Annotated in this window: 21 protein-coding genes; all 21 read right to left on the bottom strand. The window is 41.3% G+C overall.

The window, feature by feature from the left end:
- Nucleotides 1–13 precede the first annotated feature (13 nt).
- Nucleotides 14–1,339 (bottom strand): hypothetical protein, encoded by a 1,326-nt coding sequence (locus A5888_RS15230; protein WP_086348870.1) that lies wholly within the window; start codon nt 1,337–1,339, stop codon nt 14–16.
- A 222-nt stretch (nt 1,340–1,561) separates the two neighbouring features.
- Nucleotides 1,562–2,290 carry a hypothetical protein gene (locus tag A5888_RS15225; RefSeq protein ID WP_086348869.1) on the bottom strand — a complete coding sequence of 243 codons (729 nt, stop codon included), beginning with the start codon at nt 2,288–2,290 and terminating at the stop codon, nt 1,562–1,564.
- A gap of 13 nt (nt 2,291–2,303) precedes the next feature.
- Complete coding sequence (locus A5888_RS15220; RefSeq protein ID WP_086348868.1) at nt 2,304–3,263, bottom strand: DUF5067 domain-containing protein; 960 nt, start codon at nt 3,261–3,263, stop codon at nt 2,304–2,306.
- Complete coding sequence (locus A5888_RS15215) at nt 3,260–5,890, bottom strand: YfhO family protein (protein ID WP_086348867.1); 2,631 nt, start codon at nt 5,888–5,890, stop codon at nt 3,260–3,262. Before A5888_RS15215 ends, A5888_RS15220 begins: the two co-directional genes overlap by 4 nt.
- Before the next feature lie 24 nt (nt 5,891–5,914).
- Nucleotides 5,915–6,547 (bottom strand): signal peptidase I, encoded by a 633-nt coding sequence (lepB, locus tag A5888_RS15210; RefSeq protein ID WP_086348866.1) that lies wholly within the window; start codon nt 6,545–6,547, stop codon nt 5,915–5,917.
- 19 nt (nt 6,548–6,566) lie between these two features.
- On the bottom strand, nt 6,567–7,304 hold the full coding sequence (lepB, locus tag A5888_RS15205) for a signal peptidase I (protein ID WP_086348865.1): 738 nt from the start codon (nt 7,302–7,304) through the stop codon (nt 6,567–6,569).
- 12 nt (nt 7,305–7,316) lie between these two features.
- Nucleotides 7,317–7,985 carry a hypothetical protein gene (locus A5888_RS15200; protein WP_086348864.1) on the bottom strand — a complete coding sequence of 223 codons (669 nt, stop codon included), beginning with the start codon at nt 7,983–7,985 and terminating at the stop codon, nt 7,317–7,319.
- 27 nt (nt 7,986–8,012) lie between these two features.
- Nucleotides 8,013–9,095, bottom strand: coding sequence for a DUF916 and DUF3324 domain-containing protein (locus tag A5888_RS15195; RefSeq protein WP_086348863.1), 1,083 nt, complete (start codon nt 9,093–9,095; stop codon nt 8,013–8,015).
- Nucleotides 9,096–9,179: 84 nt separating this feature from the next.
- Nucleotides 9,180–9,926 carry a WxL domain-containing protein gene (locus A5888_RS15190; protein ID WP_086348862.1) on the bottom strand — a complete coding sequence of 249 codons (747 nt, stop codon included), beginning with the start codon at nt 9,924–9,926 and terminating at the stop codon, nt 9,180–9,182.
- Between the two features lie 37 nt (nt 9,927–9,963).
- Nucleotides 9,964–10,767 carry a WxL domain-containing protein gene (locus A5888_RS15185; RefSeq protein ID WP_086348861.1) on the bottom strand — a complete coding sequence of 268 codons (804 nt, stop codon included), beginning with the start codon at nt 10,765–10,767 and terminating at the stop codon, nt 9,964–9,966.
- Nucleotides 10,764–11,105, bottom strand: a complete 342-nt coding sequence (locus tag A5888_RS15180) for an LPXTG cell wall anchor domain-containing protein (RefSeq protein ID WP_249274463.1) — start codon at nt 11,103–11,105, stop codon at nt 10,764–10,766. Before A5888_RS15180 ends, A5888_RS15185 begins: the two co-directional genes overlap by 4 nt.
- 15 nt (nt 11,106–11,120) lie before the next feature.
- Nucleotides 11,121–14,588 (bottom strand): isopeptide-forming domain-containing fimbrial protein, encoded by a 3,468-nt coding sequence (locus tag A5888_RS15175; RefSeq protein ID WP_086348860.1) that lies wholly within the window; start codon nt 14,586–14,588, stop codon nt 11,121–11,123.
- A gap of 209 nt (nt 14,589–14,797) precedes the next feature.
- Nucleotides 14,798–15,487, bottom strand: coding sequence for a winged helix-turn-helix domain-containing protein (locus tag A5888_RS15170; protein ID WP_086348859.1), 690 nt, complete (start codon nt 15,485–15,487; stop codon nt 14,798–14,800).
- A 239-nt stretch (nt 15,488–15,726) separates the two neighbouring features.
- Nucleotides 15,727–17,361, bottom strand: coding sequence for a peptide ABC transporter substrate-binding protein (locus A5888_RS15165; protein WP_339101672.1), 1,635 nt, complete (start codon nt 17,359–17,361; stop codon nt 15,727–15,729).
- A 130-nt stretch (nt 17,362–17,491) separates the two neighbouring features.
- Entirely contained in the window at nt 17,492–18,382 is an 891-nt protein-coding gene (locus A5888_RS15160) for a helix-turn-helix domain-containing protein (protein WP_086348857.1), read from the bottom strand.
- A gap of 670 nt (nt 18,383–19,052) precedes the next feature.
- Nucleotides 19,053–19,238 carry a hypothetical protein gene (locus tag A5888_RS15155; RefSeq protein ID WP_139843847.1) on the bottom strand — a complete coding sequence of 62 codons (186 nt, stop codon included), beginning with the start codon at nt 19,236–19,238 and terminating at the stop codon, nt 19,053–19,055.
- 237 nt (nt 19,239–19,475) lie between these two features.
- Nucleotides 19,476–20,036: a DUF6287 domain-containing protein gene (locus tag A5888_RS15150; protein ID WP_086348855.1), complete on the bottom strand. Its 561-nt coding sequence runs from the start codon at nt 20,034–20,036 to the stop codon at nt 19,476–19,478.
- An 823-nt stretch (nt 20,037–20,859) separates the two neighbouring features.
- Nucleotides 20,860–21,696: a 3-hydroxyacyl-CoA dehydrogenase NAD-binding domain-containing protein gene (locus A5888_RS15145; protein WP_086348854.1), complete on the bottom strand. Its 837-nt coding sequence runs from the start codon at nt 21,694–21,696 to the stop codon at nt 20,860–20,862.
- Nucleotides 21,697–21,897: 201 nt separating this feature from the next.
- On the bottom strand, nt 21,898–22,686 hold the full coding sequence (locus tag A5888_RS15140; protein WP_086348853.1) for an enoyl-CoA hydratase-related protein: 789 nt from the start codon (nt 22,684–22,686) through the stop codon (nt 21,898–21,900).
- A gap of 3 nt (nt 22,687–22,689) precedes the next feature.
- A complete protein-coding gene (locus A5888_RS15135; protein WP_086348852.1) occupies nt 22,690–23,874 on the bottom strand; it encodes an acetyl-CoA C-acetyltransferase in 1,185 nt (394 codons plus the stop codon).
- A 49-nt stretch (nt 23,875–23,923) separates the two neighbouring features.
- Complete coding sequence (locus tag A5888_RS15130; protein WP_086348851.1) at nt 23,924–25,204, bottom strand: acetyl-CoA hydrolase/transferase family protein; 1,281 nt, start codon at nt 25,202–25,204, stop codon at nt 23,924–23,926.
- Nucleotides 25,205–25,305: the final 101 nt, after the last annotated feature.

Below are 25,305 nucleotides of genomic sequence, written 5' to 3'. Positions count from 1 at the left end.
ACAGGTCACCCTACTACCTCTGTAATAAAATCAAATCCCTTACATCATTTGGATTTCCTTCCGGGACCCCTATCACTTGAGCACTATCCAAAACTTTTTGGGTCAGCTCCATAGATACTTTTGGATCGGAAACAGACGCAGCTGGCCAATGTCCTGGTACTGTGTAAACAGTTACTGTTCCATTATGATTACTGGCATAAACGATGTATGCACCTGCAGTTCCTTCTCCTGAAAGCATGATGGTTTCTGAAGGATATGTCATGCTATTACTGGTATTATATGGATTTATCGGTGTCCCTGCGGCATACCTAGTCACCGATAACCCAGTTAGTTGCAGGTCAAATCTTGTCAGCCATACACGAGCCATTTCGATTTGCTCAGCTGAATAACCAGCTAATACATCGGTTTCAGCAGAGGCTTGTTGACTGGCTGCATCTTCCGTGGCCTTTTTCGTCGCAGCTGCTGCATCTTCAGCAGCTTTCGCTGCCGCTTGTTCCGCTTCTAGTTCTGCGGCTTGTTGCTGCTTCTCTAATTCAGCCAATTCTTTTTTCGTATCGATCTTATCTTTGATCAATACGAGCTTCGCTTTATAACCAGCTTTCAGCTCTTCATTTTTGACCTTTTTAATTTCTTCATTTAATGTATCGTAATCGCTTTGCTTCACCGTTTCTTTTGGACTATCGCCTTCAAATGTGCCCTTCAATAATTTCTGAATTTTTTCATTTTGCTCAAGTTGCGTCGTCGCATTTTTAAGAGCAACTAGGATTGCCTGATGCCATTCTCCGGTTATTTTCTGATCATTGTCGACGAGGTCACTGATTTTTGAAACATTCCCTTTCGTCAGCTTCGTCTCGATTGGCAGCTCTTTTTTGACTGTATCCCCATTGATTGCCGCTTCCTTTGAGCCGAAAAGTGCATTGACATCTGTTTGGATCACCAATTTATCCTTAGCTATGGCCGCTTGATTCTGTAATTTCTTCAAGGCGTCATTTGCTGCAGTCGTCTTTATTTTAGAAGCATACTCTGCTTCTAGTTTTTTGATTGCTTCTTGCTTTTCTGAAAGCTCTTCTTTTACTTGATCAATAGCTTCCACATCGATAGTTTTCGCTAAAAAATCTTGCTCTTCATCATACAAAGAAGCAACGTCCTTGTATAATTCACCGTCTCTCTTTGCCATTTTTTCGATCGCTGTTACTTTTTTTTGCACAGCTGTGATTTCTTTCTTCTCAGCTGCAATTTTTTTCTGTTCAGCGGCCTGCTTCTGAAATAACACGATTCCGATAACCGCGACAATCAGGATAACCACACCAACAGTAATCCCCAAAACCTTCTTTTTCATTCTCTACACTCCTATCTTTTACATGTTCCCTATTTGCTTATAGATAGTTTAGCATAATTGCCAGGTGTTTTCGTTGTAAATTCGTATCTATTTCTTCAGTAATGATTCCTTGTCTCTACTCTGAACACAAAAAAGACCAGACACTGCTAAAGTGATTGGTCTTTCCAGCTTCGCTCTATTTAGCCAACTTGAACCGTTTCTATTTCCCTTAAATCGGTGCAGTTATCTGCGATAATCATAGGTCACGGCGTAAATCTGTGATACGATTCCCGACTTATCGTACTTCACGCCTAAAAGCTTACCAAAGGTTTCTTCTTTTTTCCCTTCTTGGTAGTCCTCATAAATAACTATATCCTTATTTCCAAGGGCTGTAGGATCTTTTATTGCCTCTTTAAATGTCTCCAGACAATCGGACAAATCTTCAATTTCAAGCATCGTACCCAGTTCATTCAATGTCGTCAGCAACTCTTTGCCATTGTATTGATTGTTCAAGGTTTCATTGTGAAGCTCAATCCGCTGATTTGCAACCTTCACTTTTTTCAACTCCGGAAGATAGTCATAAGTTTCAATGATCTTCCCATAAGAAGTAGCACCTGAATCCTCGCCTTTGTATCGAAGAATATTCGTCACGATCAACCCTTTATTCGATGCATAGAAATAATAATCTCTCGGCTCTGCCTTTCTGCTATTCGTCAAAAAAGCTGCATCAATGATGATTTGTGCTTGCTCAAATGACGGAAGCAGCGATACCTCAAAACGCTCCTTCAAATCCTTAAAAGCATCTTCTTCTGTTGTCTGGTAATCGTAACTTCCAAATTCCGTCGCCCGGTCCTGCCACCATGTAAAGGCTTGTTCGTTTTCTGCCAGCTTTGTTTCAGCAGTAGAAGACGAGGCACAGCCTGTCAGTAACATGATAAGACTGATCAAGCTCGTCAGCAGCCATTTTTGCATTCGTATATCCTCCTCAATTTGTTATCTCCAACTCAAGTGCTTCTTTCTCCGGAAATAATTCATTATCAAAAATCAACCGGACATTGTCTGTTGCATCTTCAAGCGTATAAACAACTGCTGCTTCAATTGTTTTCGATGCTCCCAAAGATTGCCCTCCGGCTTGTAGTAAGTAGTTGACTTCTTCCTCTTGAGATTCAGCTAAGGAAGCCAGCACTGCCGTTCCTTGCTCTACTGTCACAGCTTTATCCCATTCATCAACAGGAACTATTGATTGTTCGCCCTTATTGGTACAAATATAACGAAGAATCAGTACCCCTTTTCCCGAATCCTGCTTTTCTACTTTTTGTCCGGTGATTTGCAACGACAGCTGATCATTCTCTGCTTTTCTAGGTGTCTGTTCTTGTTCCTGCTCTGACTCAGAGACGGCTACCTTGTCATCGTTCGCTTTAACTTTCAAACTCTGTACAGCTTTGCGAAATACTTCCTGCCGTCCTTTATCGGACTGGTCTTTCGGACTTTGGAATTGGAATTCAACGATTTGCTTCCCTACTGCAACATAATAAAGATGAATCCAAACAGGTTTGCGTTTAAACAGGTCTTCACCCTTATAATAAATACCCGAAAAACCATCCACTTGAAACTCTTCCGGCTCTGCAGTCAGCTCGTCATGATACTTTTCCAGCTGATCCTTTGCCAACTGCTTTAACTTCTCTTCATTGATCGATTCATCATAAAGCTCTGTTCGAATAAACATTTGTGAAAGGCTATTTGTATCTATCGCACCAAATACAGCAGCCTTGTTAAATATGGTTTGATACTCTTGTTCTACTTCCCAGCCCTCTGGTAAGCGAAAGGCATAAGAGCCGCCTTTAGCAGCAAAGGATGATGCTTCACCTGACAGCTTATTGCTTTGGCATGCAGCTAAGGTGAGGAACATCAAAATAAACATTATTCCTGTTATTACTTTTTTCATATATTTCGTTCTCCCTCACGTTCTATCCCTTCACGCTGCTTCATGTTTAACCGCCAGATATAGCCGATAAATAAAAGAATACAGCTGACAAACAACCCCGCACCAATTTTAAAGCCTTGCGGTAAAAATATAAATTCGATGTCATGCGTTCCTTTAGGTACTTTCACTGAAAGAAAGGCATCTTTAAATGATGTGATTTCTGCCTGCTTCCCATCGATCAGAACAGACCATCCTTTATCATAGGGAATGGTTGTCAATACGACTTGTTCTTTTTCCAACGAAACAGACGCAGTTGCTTTTCTGCCTTCTTCTTTGAAATCTACACCTTTTTTCTGGATTGCTTCAACCATTGTCGCAAATTTCTCCGTATCAAGAAAAACTGCATCCGGTTTATAGATTTCAAAGTTTGGTCGCTCCATCGATCCTTTCAAAAACTCTGCTGTCACTTCTACAGAAGTCGTCTCTTCATAGTAGCCAAGGTTAAAATATTGCCCCGCATTCTCAAATGGTGTCGTACGACTGATACCATCTACCTCAGCGGTCACATGCATCCCACTTACACTAGCAAAGTCAGTTGGTGTGAGGCTTAAGTAACCTTGTGTTTTAGCCGGTACAGTGACCATCCAAGTGACCTTTGTCGGCTGATTCGGCTGTTCTTCTCCTATTTCTACCGTTTCTTCCTGCTCCGTGATCAGTGCATTTTCCGACCCAATAATCGCTGCATCTCGGAAAAAGAAGACTTCTTCCTCTTCTTGAGAAAGGTAATTGAAGAATTCGGTCTGATTCCTAACAGCCTCTTCTTCGTAGATCCCTTCATCTGTTAGAATACCTAAAGGTAGTGCATATTTATTTTCATACAGCCAATACTTCCCTGATTCAGCAACTTTTTCATACCCGAATTTAAGTGGTGATTCTTTACCCAAATTGTATTTGATCCCCATCAGTGAATCGCCTAAAAGTGTGTTGTTCTCATAATGGACCTGCAAATTTGTTCCCAAAGAACGATACCCCAGCGCATTGACATATTGCGAGGAATGGCGATTTCGAATAGATGAAAACATCGTGACACCATGGTAACCAAATCGGAAGCTCTCATTCAAAGAAGTTGGGTCCATATTCTCCATTCGAAAGAACGTTTCATTTTTTCCTTCTGCTGCATCGACTAAGCTCTGGATATCAGAATGATTCGCTGTATACAGTTCACTACTCGGATAGCTCCACTCCTGTTTGATACCGGAAATCAGCGCTTGTGCATTGAAAGCCGCCTCTCCTGCCATTACGGTCAGCAGAAGAATGACAAGGCTTCGACGCCATTTTTCTTTATATAGCCAGCCAAGCATGATGACCAAGTAAGCAATCAATAGCCCGATGGTGAACAACAAGCTCTCTGTTGTGATTACACCATATCTCTTTTTATTGGATAAAAACAAAAAGAGTAAGAAGACACCGCCGACACCTAAAACACTATTAACAAACCGATTCGATTCGTTTATATTAAAGGCTTCCAGCCCATAGCCAGCTAGCAAGATGACCATAAAGGAAATCAAAAAACTAAAGCGGAATAAAAACATATTCGGCGCATGCAGCCCATGCCAAAACAAATTCAACGGCTCTAAATAGACGCTCGCTACTAGAAAAAGTAAAATACCTGCATACAATAGCTTGTTTTTTAATGGGATTTTTCGACTGACAAAATAGAAAACGCAGAAAACCAATGGCAGTAGTCCGATATAAATAAAGGGCATACTTCCAAACTTCGATGTATCATACACACCAGTCAGATTTTTAGCAATCAAATCCCAAGGACCTACATCTTTTGTTAAAAGCCGACTGATTCCTGTAATGCTTTCACCATTAGCCCTCAAATCCATGACAGTCGGAAGAATAGTCACCATTGAAGCCCCACCAGCCAAGAATGCTGTGACAAGATAAGACCCTATGCTTTTTTTGTACTTTGGCCAATCTGTACAAGTGCGAGCCAAAAAATAGAGCGCACTAAACACACCGACCATAAAAGCCATGTAAAAATTTGATAAAAACATAAGCAAGTAGCTAATAAACAGGACGACTGGTTTCTTTTGATCCATCAACCGATGAATCCCCAAAATAATTAATGGCAAGTAAACAAATGTATCCAACCACATAATCACTTCAGAGTAGCCAACTGTATACGCCATCAAAGCGTACGCTACACTTAAGCCAACAGACATCCAGCGATTGATTCTATATGTATTGTGGGAAAATACCCAAAAGGCGATCCCGCTTGCGCCAAATTTTAGCAAGGTCAAATAATACAAGGTATCTGTCATATGTAAGTTATCCGCAAGTCCAACAAGGGGAGTGAACAGACCATTTAGGTAATAGCCCATCAGCGACCAATAGTTCAGACCTAAGGAACCGGACCATGTATAAAAAATACTCTGCTTTCCTTGAAGAACATTATTAAAACTGGCATGAAAATTGGCATATTGGGAAAAAGCATCACTTGCCAGCAGAGACAGCTCGCTGCCTGGATAGATTCCTTTGCTGTAATAAACAGCGACCATAATCAAAACAGGCAGGCTAAAGCTTAGAAGTATGGGCCATCCGCAATTTCGGATTATTTTTTTTCGTTGTAAATGTGTCATTGTTTTCTCTCTTTCTTGTTTTAATCACCGGACACTTCCTATTTTATTAAATGGGAAATAGCGCCAGTTCACGATCCCTTCGATCTGCCCGCTATGAACCAGTCCGAAAGCCCGACTGTCTGTTGAATGGTCACGGTTGTCTCCCTCGACGAAGTAGCAGTCCTCCGGAATTTTTGAGTAGTCAGCTAGTTCGGCCGCCACAGTTTTCGTAACATTGATTTTCAAAGCTCCGTCCGGAATATCTGACGTGCTAGTTATTGCTGTTTGTTCGGTTTTCTTTGAAACTAAGAAGATAGACGTCCCCTCCACTACTATCGTATCTCCCGGTACGCCCATGACTCGCTTGATGTAGGATTCATTCTTTTTACCAGCCGGTTCAAACGTGATGATATCGTATCTTTGAGGTTGTTGATTTTTTGTCACAACGATGCGGTCACCATTTTGAAAGGTAGGAAACATCGAACGTCCATCTACCTGATGTACACCAAATCGCAAGGAAAAGACTAGGCATCCACCAATCAATAAAAGAAAAACAACTGACTCTTTTAAGAGTACAACTAATGAGTTGAGTGTAAATTTCGCCCTTTTTTTACTTATCGATCGTCTTTTCCCTAATTGCTCACGATGTGTTCTAGGGATTCTCTTTTTTCTATCCATCTACTTGCCTCTTTATCCATCAGAACTGTCGCAGCCCATGTATCGGAAAAATCCGTGCGACCACAGTTCCCTTTATTTCACTTTCGTCTACCAAGCCAAAATACCGACTATCTGTTGCATAAGATCGATTATCTCCCAGAACAAAATATTTTCCATTAGGAATTTTTCCACCTGCTTGTTGAAAATCCGCAGTTATTGGCGTATCCGTTCCTTCTTCAACCAACGAAGGCAAGAAACGTTCTGGTACCTCACTGCCATTTATGTACAATACTCCTTTGCGATACTCAACAAGTTCACCTGGACGCCCAATCACTCGACGAATCAGCCAGTCCTTTTTTTCAGGGTTTCGAAGATAAATCAGACTGAACCGCTTGATTTCTCCCCACTTATAAACAATCAGACGATCCTGATCATTGAATGTTGGCGTCATGGAATAGCCATTCACGGTGGGCAGCGCACAGGTACTAAAGAATACTAAGAGAAACAATGTCATTGTCAGCGAAGCTGCGATGCCTATCTCTTTGAGCAAATGCTGTTTCATTTTCAAGCTGTTCTTACGCCGCCGCTTCTTTCCCCTGTTTTTTGAAGGGAGCTGTTGAGCCGCTCTGATACGCAGCTTATTAGCCTTTGTTTCAACAGACTTTTTCGAACCAGTATCCTGTCCAGTCGGCTTTTTTCTAGGTCGTCTTTTGCCTGTCGCCTTGTTTCTTTTGTATGAAACAGCTTCAAATGCCATTTCCTCTTTACGTTTCTTCATGCTTTATCGCCTCTATTGTTTTTGCTTCAGGGCGCTCTCATTCACTCTAAAATGCTTGAACACATTACTTTGACTCGTTTGTATTCGTTCAATATCACCCAAATAGCCAGTATAGGTTTCTTCGGCTTGCAAACTTTCAACTGTCTGGGCATTCAAATTCACACCCAACTCCTGTAAAAGTACAAAGTGCCGCTTCAGCATCCTTTGATTGTCTTCTGAAAGAGAAAGGATAGGCTTTCTAGCGCCATAGCTTGCCAGACGGCTCGACAGATCCTGAATATTTTTGATGGATTTCTGTGGATTTGTCCCTTCTTTGATATTGTTTAGCTGATTGTTCACTTCTTCCAGCAGATAATAGCTCTTAGCCAGTGCTTCTGTTTCTTCTGCGGCTAAATGATTCCGTTGGTAATAACGACTGTACAACGCACCACCACTGCTGATCCCTGCTAAAAGCAGAAAAACAAGCATCCAGGTTCTTTGTCTTTTCCACTGCTTTTCTATTAATTGACGGTGACGAATAAATCGTTTCCGTTTTTTCTTATTCTTCGGCGGCCGCTTTCTTTTCATCATTCGGAAGTTCTTGCCAGTCAAGAAGAATAGCAGCAGGAACAATAATCCAAAAAACAAAAAGAGAAAGGCTGCTGCCAGCAGAGAAACAAATGACCAGTCTAATACACTCATTTCTTTTCCCTCTCTTTCTCTTTACGTTTATTTACGCGTTGATTTTTTCTTTTTTGTCACACGTTTTTTCTGTTGTTTTTTCTTATTGATCATCCGAACGACAAAGAAAATAATCAATCCAACAACAATACCCGAGCCGCCGATCAGACCAATCAGCATCCAGTTAATGCCTTCTTGCTTCACCATACTTACATCCTGATCGTTGAATTTATCTGCTTCTTCATCCGTAATAGTGAAGTCCTTGTCCCAAGCCCATTTCCGATCTCCAGCTGTCACCGTGATCGTTGCATGATACTCTCCCGGAGTCATCTGTTCTCCGTTCATGGAAACCGGAAAATCGACCATACTGTTGGGAGCAATACGCATATTCGCCTTTTTTGTATCATATAAAACAGCGTCCGAGTCTTTTTCCGTAATCTGCACTTCAGTTGTCGCAGATTCCAAAAAGGCCGCTTCTACATTCGAAAAATTAATAAAAATACTATTGCGAAAATTTCTTAACCCTGCATAGACATCATTTAATTCCAATTCCGGTAAAACCGTTGTGTCAGTCTCAGTCAGAAGCATTCCGATCATAAAAGCATATTCATTGATGACTCCTGTTTGTTTTTCACGTTCTTTTTCATCTACCTTCTTCTTCAACTGAATCCCGCCAGCAATCACACCGTCATAGCCTACTTCTGGCATTGTGATAGTCAGATCCACCATGACTGTCCCTTTTGCAGGTATCACAACAGACTCGGGACCCTTCACTACATCTACAAAATCATACTTTAATGATTTATCCTTATCGATTCCTACCGGTCCAAATTCAACTACACCATTACCATTCGTTTTTGCGCCATTCAGCGAAACCTCTACCTCTACGTCTTCCGCTGCTGGGTTAACCAGTTCTACCTGCACCGTTTGTTTCTGCCCGGGAGTCATTCGCAAATCAAAATAGCCGACATTTGTTTCTCGCTGATTCTCAGGTTTTATGACTTTATAATTAAAGCCGATCGGATTTTCACTAGTGGAAGAATCCTCTGCCGCATATGTCTGTACCGTCGAGCACAGCAGCCCTACTATGTATAATAAAAAAACAGCACTAATTTTCCATTGTTTTCTCATCTATTCTTTGTCCCTTTCTTCTCAGAAAAAGAGCTCCCCAGCCCGCAGAGTCAGGGAGCTTCTTCTCGTTATTCTGAACGTCTGTTAGATAGTATCTGACAGTGTCCAAGTGACAACAGCATTGTAGTCACCATTTTTAACTGTAGTTGTTGGAATTGACAAGGTTACTGAATCTGTCCCGTTGTCTTTTGTTCCAAAGTTCAATTCGTATTTACCATATCCTTTTCCATCTGTAGCCGTGTTAGTGATGAATGCTACAGAATTACCTGGTGTTGCATCATCTGATCCTTCCAATGCTACTGCACCTGGTGCTACGCCTGCAGGATTCAAGGCAGTATCTGCACCATTGTTTGAAACCCATAAGTTATTGTACGTGATGTCAGCCCCTTTAAGGAATGTACCGGCAGTTGATTGGAATTGTTGTGTGATCGCTGCACTTAGTTTGTACGAGTGATCTTGTGCCGGACGGAAATCTTGGAATGCCACAAAGTTTTGTACGTCAAACTCATCAGCATTTCCTTCATTGGCTGTATACAACTCTACTGGGTAGTCTGCTCTTGCACTACTTGTCAATGCATCATGTGACCCAAATTCTAAAGGTGTAACGAAACGCATACCGAATTCGCCTGGATCTGTAATAGATGAGTCAGTGATGATCGTACCGCTTGAGCTTCCTGGGTCAATCAAGTCTGTGTTTGTTGTAGATGTAAATGCTACGTGTCCTGTTCCAGTTTTTGAATCTTCTGCTGCCTTTGTTGTGTTTGGTACTGTCAAAGCAACCCCCGCTACTGCTACTAAAGCTGCTCCGCATAATTTGTGTGCTAATTTCATTTGTGTTTCCTCCTAATTGTATGTGTGTGTTTTTTATTTATGGCAACTCAGCTAAAAGCCAAGTTAACACCGTTGTGTAAGCGACCGAGTCTTTTTTTGTTCCACCCGGTACAGATAAAGTGACCGCACTATTGGCGTGCACCTGTTTGTTCCCATAAGCCTCGTCCAATAAATCACTGCCATCGCGCTTCGCCCTTGGGCTCAATGTTCCTTCCAATCCAGCTGGATTGTCAGAAGAGGCCCCAAAGGAGATCGCCCAAGTTCCGATACCGGCACCCGGATTTGCTTCAGCAAGTGTATAGGTCTCACCAATACTGCTCAATTGAATCACTTCTTTTGAGACGATTGGTGCAGCCATCCCTGTCTGTCTTGAGCTTGTCCATGACTTGTCAAAAGATAGGACAGCTCCGTCCAGCTGACTGTTGGCCGTCTGGGTATTTTGAAATTGTGTTTCCTGTCTGAGCTGCAAAGCCCAACCTAAGGCTGCTCCCCGATAATCTGAAATTTGGATAAAGTTTCCACGCGCCTCTGTCTCATCATGAAACAGCTGTGCATTTGCCGGATAAACACTATCCTTATCAGAAATCTTATTCTCTCCTGTAAAATTCAGTTGAGGAACAAAATCGATGCGAAGATCACCTGTTGTACTAGGACTTTCTCCGGGATCTGCATCCGTCTCTGGATGCTCAGGATCAATGATCCCCACCTCCGTGTAGTCTCCGAAAAAACTGACATGACCGTTTCCGGTAGCTGTCGACTCCACTGCCAGCGCTGGTATTGCCGTCCAAAAAGCCAGACCCAAGGCGCAGAGTGTTCCTATACCGAATACTCGAATTTTCATGACTCGTTCCCTCTCTTTCTGCGTTTGATCAGAAAAAGTACGAGAACACACAAGAGTAGAATGCCACCGCTTATTGACAGACTTTTCTTCACCAGCTCACCTGTTGACGGGTATTTACCCGCTGGTTTCGTTACAGTTGGTTCACTGCTGTCTTTTGTCGGTTCTGTCGTGCTGGGAGCAGGTGATGTCTCTTCTTCATAGAAGCCGATGACTCCATTCGTCTGGACCGCTCCACCGCCTTCCCCTTCTTGTGCATAGACTGGTGCACCGACCATCAGCGCCAGCAATACCAGCATGAAGGACGATAACAGCAGATGTTTCATATTACTCAGCTTCACTACTATGCCCTCCTCCTATGGTGTATCACTGACTGTAAACAAGATCGTTGCAGTATAGTCATCCATTTTTCTGTAATCTGTACTGTTCAGCTCTAGGATGAACCCATTGTTCTTGTTCTCCCATTCTTCTTGAGAGACATTAAAAATCCCATTATTGCCAGCTACTCGACTTGTCGCATCCTTCGATTCACTTAAGTTCTGTGCTTTTTCGCCATTGTCACTCTTAGTTTCAATAGAATTTGGCATTGAATACGTATGACTTACAAGCGTTCTTGATTCGTTCAATCCCAGTACCTCTTCGCTGGTATCATTCTTATACTTCAGCGCATTAGGCAAGGTATATGTTGAATCATCTTCTGAAGTCAGCACCTTTGTTACTTTAGCAGTTAAATACCAAGTAGACAGCGTTGCCCGACTATCTCCTACAACAAGAGGCGTATTGTTCTTGTCATATTCCGGATTTTCTGCACGGTATCTTCCAAGATTTCCTGTTTCCTGAAGACCGAAGTCGATTTTTGCAGGTGCTGAAACCAACTCCAGAACACCATAAATACTTCCTCCCGGGTTGGATACATCACTGGATTCAGCCCAATAAGTTTCATGGTCAGCTTGTGGATTTTCAGGCCCTGCTGTAAATAGTGTTTCCCTTGGAGAAGCACCTTCAGCCTTCGCTTTGTTCACAATAGTTTGACCAACGGATGATGAACTGACTTTCGCTTCAAATGTGACAACTGCTTCTTCCTGAGAATTCAGATTTCCCACCGGAATCGTCAGCAAACGTGTGGTACTGTCATAGGTATACCCGCTTGGAGAAGTGATAACTGTCCCATTCAGCGTTACTTCTGAAGTAGCTGGATCAAATTCCAAACCGTTAGGCAAGGTATCGGTAATCTTGACGTTTGACCAATCCGTTTCAAAGGTGGCTGCTTTGTTATTTTTAGCCGTTAATGTGTACACAAGTGTGTCTCCTACTTGCGTATTACTTACCTCAGTACCACTGCGGTAAGATTTTACCGATTTACTCATAGCCGGAACATCCGGCAAAACATCGACAACAGTGTAGACTGCTGCTTTCTTGAATGTCGCGTCTCTATAAGTCAGGTCATTAGGTGATGGGTTGATGTTCCCATCCGCACTATTCGTACTTGGTGGAGCTGGTACAATATCCGCTGGCGCTGCTGCTGCACTATCCTGCAGATAAATTGATACTGTTTCTCCAGTGTTCATATAGGCTGATAGATCATAGCTCCATTTCCCATCAGCACCGACTGTACCTGCTGCTATTCGACTACCGCCATTGATTGATAGAAATACCTTGGCATTTGGCTCAAGATTTTCTGCCTTCAATTGCTTTATCGCGTTAGTCAGCTTGTTACCAATCAATTCTGCCGGCTCAGGCGGAGTGACATCAATAACCGTTGTTGGTGTCTCGATCCCTGTCCTATAAGGTGTTAGTGTCCCGTTAACAAGACTTGCACGATACGGTGTCCCTTTCATATCCTGATCAGCGATTTGGAAGCCCGGTGTTGTATGGTCGGCTTTTGCCCAATGGACAAAACTATCGCTTGTACTTACGCCTGTATAGGTATTCCCTAACGTATCGATGTAATCAACATAGGCTTTACGAGTTGCGTCCGCATAAACTGGTTTCGTGTAGGCGTCTCCATTAGGATCGAATGGATCGCTTCCCCCTACTGCTGTATACCCAATTAATATTTGCGCCCTTTGACTATAATCAGCATCCGTTACCGGTGTCCAAATCAGCTCAGGCGTACTATTCATTCCTGAGATTCTCTTAAAATTAGGTCTGGTATACTGACTAGCCAGAGTGCCGTCCGTACTGGTAACCGTCCCATTCGCAACACCATTAGTCACAGTAAAGTCTCCTACATTTGAATAATCATAGGTAGGTGCACCATCCATATCTACTGAGTTTTCCCAGATTGAAATATCTGAGTTCTTCACCGTAAAAACATGACTTCCTCGGCTGGTGCTGCTGTCTCCTAGAAAGGCCCTACTTGTTCCTGTGTTTGTACGTGTGTTACGAATATCAAACGTTTCCGGACTGTCCAATATAATTTGTGAGGTCGCGCTACTTCCACGATAACCAACGGCTCCTGTCGAATTATTCCCTACGATAAATACTTTGGTCTTCGGCTGAAATTCAACACGAATGTTGTCCGGACTGGAAGAACCGCCTGTATGAGTAGAGTTAGAGCTCCCGATGACTAAGGTCGGATAACCTGAGGCATCGTTTCTGGAAAGCAGATTGACCGTGGCACCTTCCATTGCAGTAAATTTTGCATTGTCCTGATTAAAGGAAACTGCTGATCCGGCCGTATTAGCATTGTATGTTGCATTTTTTCCGACAATCAGCTCATCATAATGTTCATAAACGCCTGGATAACCGGTACCAGTATTGGTATTGTGTAAATAGACAAATGAGCCTTCACCAATATCAAACTTTCTGGTTCCCGTACTTAATCCCCGGTTACTGGTTCCTTCAGTATTCCCTACACTTTGGATAAACCAGATGGCTGAATAGTTATAATCAGCAATCTCCCCTTTATAATAGGTGTAAGGTTCATAGGTCATACCACCTGTGTAGAAATTTTCAGCTCCTGTAACAACTTTGTTATAGCCCCAAACACTGATTTCGGCATAGTTCCCGTTGATTAGTCGACCACCAACACGTTGGTTATTCGTTGCCTGACTTGCATCATATGGCGTAGTCACGTTCCCTATTCGGTAACGCCACAAGCCTCGGTTCTCTTCAAATTCGCCGTCCCCATTGACAAAAGCCCAAGCATTTCCCAGACTTCCTTCAACAGCACCATAACCGGTATTATTCGCAATCTGGATATCGTGCATGTGGAAGACCGGTACATCTGAAAATGCTTTGCCGAAGTTTGACAGCGAACTTAACCCATCTACATTGACTGAACCATTTCGCATTTCTAACAAATGGCCTTGTCCGTCGATTTCAATGGATTCGGTTCTGGCAACTCTTGTACTAGTACCATAATAGATATCTGCATCAAGAATTATCTTAGACACTGCGTTGTTTTCGTATGCTGCCTTAAAGGTTGCCCAATCTGACACGTGAACGACATTGGTTTCCGGACGGAAATTGTAGGTCGCATTCCAAGCATCATTTTGCTGTTGATTCAGTGAAGCATATAAACTGTTATACTCAGCTGCAGTCATGCCACCGGTAATTTTTCCGTTGGCTCTTGCAAGAGGCGCCTGATAAGCTGTTCCAGCCATATAGCTTTCCATTTGCGGAATAGTAATGTCTTCCTCCGTATGTAGGTCAGCTTCTGTTCCAGGCAATGTCGGAAGATCTGGATCAAATTCAGCCGTTCCTATTTCCCCATCTTCGGATGCTTTTATACTGCTTCCATTCGTAAGGAAAAACATCAGAACCAGACTAACGACCAAAATGACCGTGGTAAAAAGGTAACGCATTTTTCCATTTTTCATTCTATTTTTTTCAACTCCTTTCTTTTATATATAGGGTACATGCCGACACATGTATCTATATTTCAACTTTCTAAATCAAGTCACGGTATGCATTTCGTACACTCTACTTAAAATAAAAAGGTGAAACCATTTTAAAAATAGAACTTCATGTATTATGGGGCGTCTGGAGGACCATTTATAGCCTTTTGGCTCAATCGCTTCGCTATCGTTTAAACTACTATATTTTTGTTTAATCGATAGCCTTTCGATCGAACGGTCAGCAAGATATCTGCTTCTCCTGTTTCTTGTTTCAATTTATTTCTCAATAAGTGAACAAGGTTGGCTACACGAAACTTTCTGTCTTCTCCATCTGTCCGCCAGATTTTTTGTGCCAATTCAGAATAAGAAACTGTATGTGGGTACCGATTGATCAGTATCTCCATAATTTGATATTCATTTTTCGTCAGATAAACATCCTTGCCTTTGTATTTCAATCCGATGCTATTAGGAATCAATTTGATTCCTATTGGATCGGTTGGACGTTCTTCAGAACTTCCACTATCTGCTGTTACTGAATGTGCCAAAATATTTTTGATTGTCAACGCGATCTGCTCTGATGTATCTCCTTGGCAAAAAACACCCGCCGCTCCCAAATTCAGGTATAAATTTTTTTGAGAATGATCGGAAGAATTCATGACTGTCCAAACATAAACATTTGGTGTATTGCTTAAGCGTAAGATAATATTGCTTGTCATCGCTACAGCAGGATCATTGCCATTCAAAATTACCGCATCAAATTCCTCATCAATCCGTGCATTCTCATCTAATACATGTAAACTAAATCCCTGTCTGGAGAAATCATTCACATCAACAATATTTTCCTCCAATACCTCTTTTGCTACTCCTAAATAATAGTTCATTCACTTCTCCCTCCTTCCTCAACGAAATTATATATCAATTTTTTTTATTAAAACAAAAATAGTATATATAAAATTTAGTAATTCGTTATTGATCAATATATCATTTTATTTCACTCTAAAAGAAAATTAATATTTACTTTTATTTGGTTTTACAAATAAAAAAACATACCAAAACTACTCAATCAGCTTCGATGAAGCTGCTCTTTCATTTTGATATGTTCAATTTTTATTTTTTACATTTAATTTATCTCAATATTTTTATAGTCAAATTCCAACCCTAACGGCATTGAATGAACATTATGAACAGTATTTCTGCGTAAATAGACTTTTGTATATTGAAACAGGGGAACAACAGGCACCTCTTCAGAAATTTTCTTTTCCGCTTCAAGCATCAATTTCCACCTTGCTTTAGGATCCGCTCCCGATGCATTGATTTTATCGATCAGCTCGTCATATTCTTTGTTGGAGTAATTACTATAGTTACTAAAATTGTCACTTTGCAAAATATTTAAATAGCTCATAGGGTCAAGATAGTCAGCACCCCATCCATTTAAAGCAATATCAAATGTATCTTGCTGTTCTTTTTCCATCATGACTGAATAAGGAACAGCCGTTACCGTCACGATCATCCCGTTTAAATTATTCTGCAGCTGTCCTTGAATATACTCCGCCATCTTTTTCGAGCTTTCCGTATCGGTTACTAATAGCTCTACCTCAATTGATTCCAGATCCGTTTCAGACAAAAATTTTTCCCAGTAGTCACTTGCTTCCTCATTGTCAAACGGCAAAGAATTTCCCTGATTGGAAGTGAAATCCGTCTGATCGATAGGGCTATAAGCAAGTTTGCTCGGTACAAAGGAGTTTGTGGCAAGCGAATCATTGTTAAGGATATTTTCAACAATACTCTTTCTGTCTATACTATAAGAGATTGCTTTTCTTAGATTGACATTATCCAAATGAGCGCGCTCACTTTTTTGATTTAAATCAAGATAGTAGACATTCGGCCGTAGTTCCGCTGAGAAATCCGAATGTTCTTTGTAAAACGAAACAGACTCCCCATTGATAGGTACCTCATCCACCTCATCCGCTTCATACATATTTACCGCTGTTCCCGTATCCTTTACTACTGTATTTTCAATTTTCTCTAAATGAACATTCTCAGCATCCCAGTACTTCTCATTCTTTTGATAAGACCAGCTTGTCGCTGTTCCGCCGCCTTCATAGTCTTTCATGACAAAAGCACCATTATATACGGTGTTTTTATCTGAGGTGCCATAGCTTTCGCCATAACGTTCAACAGTATCTTCTCTCTGCGGAAAAAAATACGTGTTGACCAGTAATGTTTCAAAATACGGTGTTGCTTCTTCAAGAGTTATTTCCAGCTGATCATCTCCTATAGCTCGAATCCCCAGTTGATCCGGCTTCAGCTGCCCTGCAATAATTTTTTTTGCATTTTTAATAGGTAGAAACATGGATGAGCCTTCCGAAGTTGTTTTGGGATCGACTGTCCTTCTCCATGAAAATACATAATCTGATGCTTTAACCGGAACATCATCAGACCATATGGATTTCGTATTTAATTTTATTTTATAGGTCAATCCATCTGCACTAATTTCCGGCGCTTCAACTGCTCCAGCCGGTAGGAGTTCATTTTTCTCCCCTAGTCGGTACAACCCTTCATAAACAGTATAAACCGCTCTTTGACTGGTAGAATCTATTGCAAGAGAAGGATCGATGGAACTTACCTCATTGCTTTCAACCTTTCTGAATACCTGCTCTGATTTTGTCGACTGATTTTTTTCTTTGTCATTCATACATCCGGAAACAAACAATAATAGAGTCATACATGTTCCGGCAACCATAAGAGACTTCATCACTCTCACTCCTGTTCTTCAATAGAATTATTTGTTCTACCAACAAACTAGCAATTGCCCGTACATAGACAAACAGTAGCAGACTTTCTTTCTATTATTAATAACTTTTCTATATGAGTATTTTATGTTTTTACAAATCAACACGGTCAAAGGTTGGAATTTCAATCCCAAAAAAGTCCCTAATCTCGTTTCTATATCTAGTCGCACGCCCTGACATCCCTAATGTATCAAAAATCTCTATCGATTTAGATACTTTTCTAGTCCCTTTTTCGGTAGCTTCTAATATAAGTAGTCGTATCCCATCAAGATACAGCAGCATGTTTCGCTCATAAAGATCCTTGTGACTGGCACTTTGCCGCCTCAATATTGTGATAAAATAAGCCGCTTCATCCATTAATCGATGCTTTAATAACGCTCCGATCAAATTGATCAAAGCACTATTATACATTGATATATGCTCTGTTTTTGTGTGGTATTTATTCGAGTAATCCAGCATTTTACTAGATAACAGCATAATCAAATCCACATCAAAAAAATGAATCGTATTGATAAACAGCTTTAATTCAAACAGTGTCCAAGTATCAACAGAAAAAAGAATATGAAACAATTTATCGATATCCTTCTGCTGGGGTTGCTCGTATTTCGTCCTATTTATAGCGAGGTCAGCCGTTAGTAAATAGGTCTCAAAGACAGGATTTTCAGAAAAACTATTATCGATTGCTTGTTGGATATTGTTTCTCTCCTTGATCATTTTTCCGAGATCCTCTTCATAATAAGCTGAAATAAAGTTATTCCATAAACGATCCTCTTCAGAAGGAGTAAAGTCATTTGCGATAAGAAAAAATTCATCAAAGGTGACATTCAATTTTTTCAATAATTTAAAAAATAATTCTATCGTAATGGAGCTGTTTCCTTGCTCCACTTGACTGTAAAAGCTGATAGACACAATACCATCCGCCACTGCTTTTTTCGTATAATGTTTATTTTCTCTAAGATACCTGAGTGTTTCTCCAATCTCCACGGTCGTTTCCCCCTCATTAGACGAACTTTCACTAACAATTGAAATTATTTTTTATGCTACAATGAAATGGCTTTTTACGCCACTATAACGGCTTTATCGCTATGATTTCTTACGTTTTAGAGCTTTCAACTAGAAGTGGACATAAAGAAACAAGTCTGGTCTTGAAGTACCCAACCAAAATCAGACTTGTTTCATTTTGGAGATTGGCTTACTAACCAATCTCATCTACAAAAAATTGGGGAAAATACATAAAACTAGTCATCCATATTTTTTGTATCTATAAAATAATTCATTTTCTCATAAGCACTAAATAAAACGAATCTATGCAAAGAAAATGATCCATGTTCAGATAAACTAGTTATTCTGGAATCTTACCAATTGAGCGAAGACAGCTGATCAAAAGCGACAAGCTCCCATTTTATTATCGGAATCTTTTGAATGAAGATTTTCGATCTTCCACAGCACTCAAGTAAGAATACCTACTATGAAGTCAGACTACACCAATACCAGAAGCTTCTGCACAAACAGCCTGTATATATTTTCTCATTTCTATATAAGCCACCTTTTAAAATTATTTCTTACAAAACATAGTAAATCAGTCTACAGCATTCGACCAATCTGGAATGATTTTACTCCTTCAATACTAGAAAATTGGCTAAACAGAAAAAGCTCACTCTTCTACATAAGGAATCAATTCCCCACCTAAGCCTGGAAACTTCATACTATTCGGTTGTTCTGTGCTTCTTTCAATGGCAATCGTCTCTGACATATTATCGATTTCTTTCTCAAATATCTGTATTGCTTCCAGTTCTATCTCTACACACTCAACTTGATGATTATGAATTAAATTTTTCATCATGCAACCACCCTTCAAACTAGTCTCATTAAATAAATTTTATATTTCTTTAATGAAAATATTTGAATTCCGCAACTATATAATCATCGGTTTCTATATAGCTGTTCTATTTCTTCGTTTTAAAGGGTAAATTGCGGAAAAAAGCATGCATTAGATGAATAACTTGCTGAAAGTTATCTTGTTCCTCATTTTTGCAGAAAATAGACCAATCACCGCTAAAGTGATTGGTCTTTATTTCTATTGCCGATAATAATATTTTTCTGCCGGATAGTCTCCCCCCATTTGAGTAATCACCAGTCTCGGTCTTGTTTTATCTGAGTTATCACCATCCGGATTTTCAAAGCCAATTCTATATAGCCCTAAAGCAGCTCCTGTCCTCTCAGCTGCAAGGTTGGCATAGGGAACTTTACTTGTTTTATCAGAATCTATCACGCTATGAACGGTCATATTGATATTAGTCGTTCCGTCTGCATTGATAACTAAGACATCTCCTTCACCATTTTGCCAGGTACCAATCAAGGTGCTCAAATCGCCGGAATTGATTGCTGCAATATCTAAATCTTGACTCACCTCTTGCGGTGGTACAGATTCTACTGACTGAATTGTTGATGGCGCTTCTGATGATTCCACGACCTCCATCTCTAACGCTTCTGTACTACTTTGACTAGATGCAATCACGCTACTTGCCTGTGTACTGCTTGTTTGCTTCGTCTCTTCTTTCTTTTGATCAGATGGGTTATTACATCCTGCCAATACCAACATTAAAACAAAAGCACAAATACTTACTTTCTTTTTCAACCTTTCCTTCCTCCTCACTATACTTTCGATACTACGCATAAATACATTAAAGATTGTTAGTTACGACCACTCTGTTTATTCTAACACTAAAAGTGAAAAAAATGACTATTATCTTTTGATATCGGTCAAATCAAGTGTAATTATTCCTTACTGAAAAACTATCTGTCTCTACTAAACAAAAAACTTCTTCCACTTGAAAATCATTTGATTTAACAGACCTTATTCAAAACTTTACAATCAGAATAGGCTTCGTAAGCTTGAACGTAATCAGAAGGTATCTCGTGAATACCGAAACGATTCAATAGTCTCCTCCTTCCTTCTATGATATGGGTCATCTCATCTCTAGATAGAGAACATGCTAGAATAACTCAAAAACCCAAAAAAGGACTATCACATAAATATGCCCTAGTCCTTTGAAATCGAATAAGTGGTGTTCCCAAAGCAGCTTAGCGACTATATGTCAAAACTCGCAAAAATTTATGGAACAATTTTTGAAATTTCCGGCTTATTGTTTGAAGCTAAGCGCTTTGGTCACACCCTCGATAAAATGATTAAAACACGTTACAGCTCTAGAGAGTAGACACCCTCAGAAATGAGCTCTAGAAGCCGTACAAAACAATTTGTACCACGATGTATTTGTCACCTTTGCTTAGATGTGCCCATTTGGCAACGACACTATCTAAGCATTCTACTTAGGAAAATGCAGCTTTCTCTTTATACCCAACGAAATTCAGATGAATGTGGAACATTCTTCTCTTAATAAGAGGTCACTGACGATTCCCCATAGCGCGAGTAGCAACTATCGCAGCACAAATCATTTCTTCTAGTTATAATCAAAAAATCCTTTTCCTGTTTTGCGACCTAATTGATTGCCGCGAACCATTTTACGTAAGAGTGGGTGCGGTCGATATTTCGAATCACCCATTTCGCTATATAGTACGTCCATAATTGCCAGACATACATCCAATCCGATCAAATCCCCTAAAGCTAACGGCCCCATTGGATGGTTTGCTCCCAGCTTCATTGCTGTATCGATATCTTCTGCACTTGCTACTTGTTCTGCATAGATACCAATTGCTTCATTTATCAGCGGTACAAGAAGCCGGTTCACGACAAACCCTGCAGAATCCTCCACGATGACGGGCGTTTTTCCTATTGATTCTGAAATAGCAACGACTTTGTCCACCAACTCTTTAGGTGTAGTCAAGCCGCAAACAACTTCTATTAATTTCATTACCGGTGCCGGATTGAAAAAGTGCATCCCGATCACAGGCCGTGTTAACCCATTTGATAGTTCTGTTACAGATAGCGAAGAGGTATTCGTTGCAAAAATCGTTTCAGGCTTACATAATTCATCCAACTCTTTGAATATTTCCTTTTTAAGATCCATTCTTTCTACAGCCGCTTCGACGATCAGATCGACATCTGCGGCATCTTTCGCGCTTCCTGTCTGAATACGATTTAAGATACCATCCAAGTCAGTTTGTGTTATTTTTTCTTTTTTCAGAAGTCTGCTTAAGCTCTTCTCAATTTTTTGTTTTCCACCTTCTGCCCACTCAGGTTTTATATCACATAATAATACGGTATAGTCCGAGCTAGCGGCAAAAGCCTGCGCAATCCCTGCGCCCATCGTTCCTGCACCTATTACGGCAACTTTCATGCTGGTCCTCCTTTGAATACTCATTTATTTAAAAGATTCCTTCTTCTTAAAAGCTTCCTAAAAACAGCAGCGCCCGAATCATTTTACACTTTGACTATCTATTTCCACATGATTCCTATAGGTCAAAAAATGAGTACAAGCGACTGCCATGTTTAACTGATTTTTAAAAGTCTCTTTTTGCACCCTCCGTGCTTACAGCATTTACTGCACTTTCCTTTGGCCGCTGTAGGGTGCATGATTTCGCTTTTCAAGAAACGCACGCATGCCCTCTGCCTGATCTTCTGTTGAAAAGCACTTGCCAAACAGCTCGCTTTCCAGACAGAACGTTTTTTCTACAGTCAAACCAACGCTGGCCTGCGCTACTTCTTTCACAGCTCGTACGCCAAATGGCGCATTTACCGCAATCCGTTCTGCGATTTTCATTGCCTTGTCCATCAATTCTTCCGCTGGGACCACTTGATTCGCTAAGCCAATGGTCAATGCTTCCTCTGCTTTTATATTACGAGCTGTAAAAGCCATTTCTTTCGCAGAGGCTAAGCCAACTGTTCGAACTAAACGCTGTACCCCGCCATAGCCAGGTAGAATCCCCAGTCCTACCTCCGGTAACCCGAAAACAGCATTCTCTCCGCAGATACGCAAGTCACAGCTTAAAGCCAACTCACAACCACCGCCCAGTGCGTACCCATTAACTGCAGCAATGACCGGCATCGGCAGACTCTCGATTTGCTTCATGACCTGATTCCCTGCTTCAGAAAATGTTTGTGCTTCCTGAACGCTTAAATCCTTCATCTCAGCAATGTCTGCACCGGCTACAAAAGCCTTTGATCCGGCACCTGTAATAATCAGGCAACGTAAGGAAGAAGCCGCAATCTCTTGAAGCTGTGTCGAAAGCTCAGTAATCACTTGACTGTTTAACGCATTTAAAGCTTCCGGACGATTGATCGTCAGCAGACCAATATCATTTTGTGCTTCGAATTTTAGATAGTGCATAGGTTACATCCTCTCTACTATAGTGCTGATACCCATACCACCGCCGACACAAAGCGTCGCCAGTCCATATTTTCCTTGTTGCTTCTCCATTTCATGAAGCAAGGTTACTAATACTCGAGCACCCGAAGCACCTATTGGGTGTCCCAAAGCAATGGCTCCACCATTGACATTTACACGTTCGGAGTCCCAATTTAATTCTTGTCCAACAGCTAACGCCTGAGCAGCAAAAGCTTCATTTGCTTCGATCAAATCCATTTGATCGATGGTCAATCCTGATTTTTCAAAAGCTTTTTTAGTACTTTCAACAGGTCCCATCCCCATAATAGATGGATCGACACCCGCACTGGCACCCACTATCCAACGAGCCATCGGTTTTACACCAAGCTCTTTGGCTTTTTTGGCACTCATTACCACAACCGCTGCCGCCCCGTCATTGATTCCGGAAGCATTGGCTGCTGTCACAGTCCCGCCATCAGGTTTAAAGGCCGGTCGCATTTTAGCAAGCCCTTCTGCTGTTATACCACTGCGTGGAAATTCGTCCTGATCAAACATCACGGTCTCTCTTTTCACCTTGATTGGAACCGGCACAATCTCCTCTTTAAATCGACCCGCTGCGATTGCTTTTTCTGCTTTTTGTTGACTGGAAGCGGCAAAAGCATCTTGTTCTTCCCGAGTAATATGGTATTTTTCTGCAATATTTTCCGCAGTGATCCCCATATGATAGTGATTGAAGGCATCTGTCAATCCATCATTGATCATCGTATCAACGATTTCACCATTCCCCATACGATAGCCGAATCGCGCTTGTTTCAAGGCATAAGGTGCCGCAGACATATTTTCCATTCCGCCGGCAACAATAATATCTGCTTCACCAGCCGCAATCATCGCAGCAGCCATGTTGACACTCTTTAAACCGCTGCCGCATAGAATATTTAACGTTTGTGCCGGAACCTCCACAGGTAGTCCGGCTTTGATTGCTGCCTGTCGAGCAATATTTTGCCCCAATCCAGCCTGCAGTACTGCACCCATGCTGACTTCATCTACCTGTTCAGGCGCAACGCCCGCTCTATTAAGAGCCTCTTTGATTACAATGGCCCCAAGGTCTACCACAGACGTATTGGCCAGAGCTCCGCCATATTTTCCAATTGCAGTTCTTACTGCACCTGCTAATACAATTTCTGTCTCCAAATAAATCCACCTTTCTCAAACCATTGGTTGTTTCCTCTCAGCCCGGCCATCACCAGGTCATATGGTAGCGATTTTCCCATTCCTTTTGTAACTCTTCTCTGAAATTCGGGTGTGCAATCTCAATCAAAGCACGACTGCGCTCTCGGATAGATTTCCCTCTCATATCTGCGATCCCATATTCTGTTATGATAACTGCTGCATCATTGCGGCCTGTTGTGACAACAGCGCCCTGATCTAAGCAAGGAACGATCTTACTGACTGTATGGTTTCGTGTAGTGGAAGGCATGGCAATGATAGATATGCCGCCCTTGGACATATTAGCGCCTCTAACAAAGTCCAATTGTCCGCCAACAGCAGATATTTGAGTCGTTCCAATACTTTCAGAAGCTACCTGCCCCGTGAAATCGACCTGCACACAGCTGTTGATTGAAATAAGATTATCGTTTTGAGCGATGACTTCAGGATCATTTGTATAATCTACCGGTGCCATATGCACACTTGGATTATCATCAATGAAATCGTATAGCTCTCGACTTCCCATAAGGAACGTCGCCAGCATCTTACCTGGGTGCAGCGTTTTTCTGCTATTCGTGATCACGCCCTCTTTTACTAGCTTCATCACACCATCACTGAACATTTCACTATGGATGCCCAAATCTTTTTTATCATGAAGACAGTCAAGAACCGCATCAGGCAAGCTGCCGATCCCTAGCTGCAACGTCGCTCCATCTGGAATCAGGTTTGCACAATATTTTCCTATTGCTTGCTCTTCTTCTGTAGGCGTCGCCTGTGGCAATTCTTGAATAGGCGTATCTTCTTCCACCAGGTAATCAAATTCACTAATATGCATAAAACAGTCACCGTGTGTTCGCGGCAGATTGTTATTGATTTGTGCAATTTTGATTTTGGCGTGTTTCGCTGCTGTCATGATATAATCCACACTGATTCCTAAACTGACATAACCATGCTTGTCCACTCTACTTACATGAACAAAAGCAACATCTGCCGGAAGACTTCCATCAGTAAACAAGGAAGGCATTTTTGAAAAGAAACGCGGCGTGTAATCTGCCCGACCTTCGGAAACTGCTTTCCGGTCTCTTCCACTTACAAACAAACTATTATGACGAACATGGCCTGCCGCTTCCGGAGCACAATAAAGTGTTTCACCTAGCGGCAACATCTGCGCAGTCTCAACATTTTTTAATTCAGGGATTCTTTTGCCGAATTCTCGAGTTAAAGCAGTCGCTTCCCCGCAACCGAGACCGATCACTACTCGATCTCCGTCTTTTATACATCGAACAGCCTCTTCTGCTGTTACATAGCTACTCATAATATGACCTCCTTCAAATAAGGTTTCTTGGGTTGATCAACTTGAAATCTTTGTTCTGTCTTTTTGCTCTCTTCATTCTTTCTAACGCTCTGAAAAGAACT

The sequence above is a fragment of the Enterococcus sp. 9E7_DIV0242 genome, from assembly GCF_002140975.2.
Lineage (GTDB): Bacteria > Bacillota > Bacilli > Lactobacillales > Enterococcaceae > Enterococcus_L > Enterococcus_L clewellii.
Note: the sequence above shows the minus strand (reverse complement) of the source record. Positions and strands in the feature narration are given on the sequence as shown.

What these genes read in the sequence shown, in the direction of transcription:
- A5888_RS15200 (WP_086348864.1), bottom strand. Translation starts at nt 7,985, where the DNA reads ATGAGTGTATTAGACTGGTCATTTGTTTCTCTGCTGGCAGCAGCCTTT.
- A5888_RS15185 (WP_086348861.1), bottom strand. Translation starts at nt 10,767, where the DNA reads ATGAAAATTCGAGTATTCGGTATAGGAACACTCTGCGCCTTGGGTCTG.
- A5888_RS15165 (WP_339101672.1), bottom strand. Translation starts at nt 17,361, where the DNA reads ATGAAGTCTCTTATGGTTGCCGGAACATGTATGACTCTATTATTGTTT.
- lepB (WP_086348865.1), bottom strand. Translation starts at nt 7,304, where the DNA reads ATGAAGAAACGTAAAGAGGAAATGGCATTTGAAGCTGTTTCATACAAA.
- A5888_RS15170 (WP_086348859.1), bottom strand. Translation starts at nt 15,487, where the DNA reads ATGAACTATTATTTAGGAGTAGCAAAAGAGGTATTGGAGGAAAATATT.
- A5888_RS15190 (WP_086348862.1), bottom strand. Translation starts at nt 9,926, where the DNA reads ATGAAATTAGCACACAAATTATGCGGAGCAGCTTTAGTAGCAGTAGCG.
- A5888_RS15225 (WP_086348869.1), bottom strand. Translation starts at nt 2,290, where the DNA reads ATGCAAAAATGGCTGCTGACGAGCTTGATCAGTCTTATCATGTTACTG.
- A5888_RS15230 (WP_086348870.1), bottom strand. Translation starts at nt 1,339, where the DNA reads ATGAAAAAGAAGGTTTTGGGGATTACTGTTGGTGTGGTTATCCTGATT.
- A5888_RS15155 (WP_139843847.1), bottom strand. Translation starts at nt 19,238, where the DNA reads ATGAAAAATTTAATTCATAATCATCAAGTTGAGTGTGTAGAGATAGAA.
- A5888_RS15215 (WP_086348867.1), bottom strand. Translation starts at nt 5,890, where the DNA reads ATGACACATTTACAACGAAAAAAAATAATCCGAAATTGCGGATGGCCC.
- A5888_RS15140 (WP_086348853.1), bottom strand. Translation starts at nt 22,686, where the DNA reads ATGCACTATCTAAAATTCGAAGCACAAAATGATATTGGTCTGCTGACG.
- A5888_RS15130 (WP_086348851.1), bottom strand. Translation starts at nt 25,204, where the DNA reads ATGAGTAGCTATGTAACAGCAGAAGAGGCTGTTCGATGTATAAAAGAC.
- A5888_RS15175 (WP_086348860.1), bottom strand. Translation starts at nt 14,588, where the DNA reads ATGAAAAATGGAAAAATGCGTTACCTTTTTACCACGGTCATTTTGGTC.
- A5888_RS15195 (WP_086348863.1), bottom strand. Translation starts at nt 9,095, where the DNA reads ATGAGAAAACAATGGAAAATTAGTGCTGTTTTTTTATTATACATAGTA.
- lepB (WP_086348866.1), bottom strand. Translation starts at nt 6,547, where the DNA reads ATGGATAGAAAAAAGAGAATCCCTAGAACACATCGTGAGCAATTAGGG.
- A5888_RS15145 (WP_086348854.1), bottom strand. Translation starts at nt 21,696, where the DNA reads ATGAAAGTTGCCGTAATAGGTGCAGGAACGATGGGCGCAGGGATTGCG.
- A5888_RS15220 (WP_086348868.1), bottom strand. Translation starts at nt 3,263, where the DNA reads ATGAAAAAAGTAATAACAGGAATAATGTTTATTTTGATGTTCCTCACC.